The 1,166-nt window shown below is 36.9% G+C and carries 1 protein-coding gene and 1 pseudogene; both read right to left on the bottom strand.

Annotated features, from left to right (window positions below; translation table 11 throughout):
- Positions 1-177, bottom strand: a pseudogene (locus tag ACFIJW_RS03320) (exonuclease); the annotation flags it as partial.
- Between the two features lies 1 nt (position 178).
- Positions 179-988 (bottom strand): ERF family protein, encoded by an 810-nt coding sequence (locus tag ACFIJW_RS03315; protein WP_375627699.1) that lies wholly within the window; start codon positions 986-988, stop codon positions 179-181.
- Between the last annotated feature and the right edge of the window lie 178 nt (positions 989-1,166).

Genomic DNA, 1,166 nt, shown 5'->3' with positions numbered 1-1,166 from the left:
TGTTGTATAAGATTGGCTTATTTCCTCTATTAAGCGTTCTGTCATGAGTTTCGTTTTGTAGTCTTCATATTTGCTTGTAGGCAAACCTTTTGCTGTCTTACTGATTACATTGTAAACGTTTGAAGCAGTGACTTTACCCAAGCGCGCTTGAAACCACTCTGCTGTCCTTTGTTCCATTTCACACCGCCGTTTCTTGTTGAGTTGGCGCATATTCGATATCTTGTATAGGTGCATCTAATTGCTCTTGTTGTGCTTTATTCATTTGCTTTCGTTGCTTTTTTTTCAAAGAAAACAAAGCGGTTTGTGCTTGTTTAAAAGACATATCTTTTAGATTTTTTACTCCTATGAAAGAGAGAAGCCTACTTTCTTCAGATTGTGTTTTTTTAATTAATTCTTTGATTTCATTCATCTGTTCAGAAGAGATACCCGCAAGAAGTGTTATTCCATCTGTATCGTCTTCTTTTCTTGCAACATTAAGAAGCATGCCTAAGAGATATCGACGTGCGTAGCTTATAGTAGAACCAACCGCTTGTACGTTGTTTTTACTCCCCGTAGCATCAAGGGGAAATGTTCCTTGTGTTGATATTTCATTGCCCGATATATGCTTTAAAGTCATTTCTACGGTTATACTATTTGAATTCTGGTCTTTGATACGAGAGAACAAGGCAAAGTGATGTTTTGCAAGAGGTTCTTTAATAGCATCAATATATTTATCAAGCGTTGTATAGGTGCTTTTAGTATGTGTATTAATGGCATTTTGTTCGATATTTTTATATTCCACTTGTATAGTAGAAAGATCACGGACAAAGTTTTGACGCTCTTGTCGTTCTATCTCCTTTTCTCGCAATTCAAGAAGGCTCTTGAGACGTTCCATATCGACATCATCTTTTAGAGCTCTTTCTAAAATCAGCTCCATAGCTGTAGATTTGACTTCACAATCGTTCGTTGTTTCCACTAATTCCGTTCGTGTGGTACTTAGTTCACTCATCTTGATTTCCTCCTATTTGAGCGCAATTCACCCGTGGCGTGAATCACGCTGGTGTTTAAAAATGTTGTTTGGTTGTTAGAGTTTGGATTTTATAGGTTGCATTATGTCTTCAGAAATTATGGTATCTACATAAGGCTCGTCTTTATACCCAGAGATAGTGATACAAAGTTCACCTAGA

This window comes from Bartonella sp. MM97QHHN, assembly GCF_042194285.1.
Taxonomy (GTDB): Bacteria; Pseudomonadota; Alphaproteobacteria; order Rhizobiales; family Rhizobiaceae; genus Bartonella.
The sequence above is the reverse complement of the archived record's forward strand: the minus strand, read 5'-3'. Positions and strand labels throughout refer to the sequence as shown.

Bases quoted from the DNA above. Each gene is read 5' to 3' on its own strand.
- ACFIJW_RS03315 (WP_375627699.1), bottom strand. From the start codon at position 988: ATGAGTGAACTAAGTACCACACGAACGGAATTAGTGGAAACAACGAAC.